The organism is Luteococcus sp. Sow4_B9, assembly GCF_052116585.1.
Classification (GTDB): Bacteria; Actinomycetota; Actinomycetes; order Propionibacteriales; family Propionibacteriaceae; genus Luteococcus.
Genome location: NZ_JBQKKT010000078.1, coordinates 1 through 530, shown reverse-complemented (window position 1 = coordinate 530; position 530 = coordinate 1). Strand labels below are relative to the sequence as shown.

Annotated in this window: 1 protein-coding gene; it reads right to left on the bottom strand. The window is 63.8% G+C overall.

Annotated elements, in window-relative coordinates:
* A partial coding sequence (locus tag ACTQ49_RS15025; protein WP_441828639.1) for a site-specific integrase occupies nt 1-462 on the bottom strand: 462 nt, incomplete at its 3' end.
* Nucleotides 463-530: the final 68 nt, after the last annotated feature.

Here is a 530-nt window from a genome sequence, read left to right as displayed (position 1 = left end):
CCCCGAGCGCTCACCAGGGGCGAACCACGACGATGGGCGGCCCTTCGGGATCGGTGAGACGCGATCAGGGTCGCGCATGGACAAGAACTCATACATCCCCGACACCGCCGCCAAGCGCAGGTTGATCGAGGCCGGCGCCAGCTGGTCCATCCGGCGTCCATTCAGATCGACCACATTCGGCCCAGCCCTGCCGTCAATGTGCTCGTGGCGGCAATGGTCCACGAACTCCAGCATCGCCTCGACATCCACGTCCTCGACGCTGTGACCCGAGACGCTCAGCCAGCGGGCAAAGGCCACCAACCCGTAGCCGTAGGTGCGGATCGTGCGAGGCGAATAGCACCGATCCGCCAGATAACGCAGATACGCATTCGGCGCCGCCACCAGACCCTCATCCGGGCTCTCCAACCGCCAGCCCGTGTCGCCATCACGGACCAGAACCACCCTCATCGACGTGTCCTCCATGCCACAGGACTACGCCCCAAAACCATTCCTGACAAGGGTTCTGGTCCTCATTAGCCGGTTAACAGGCA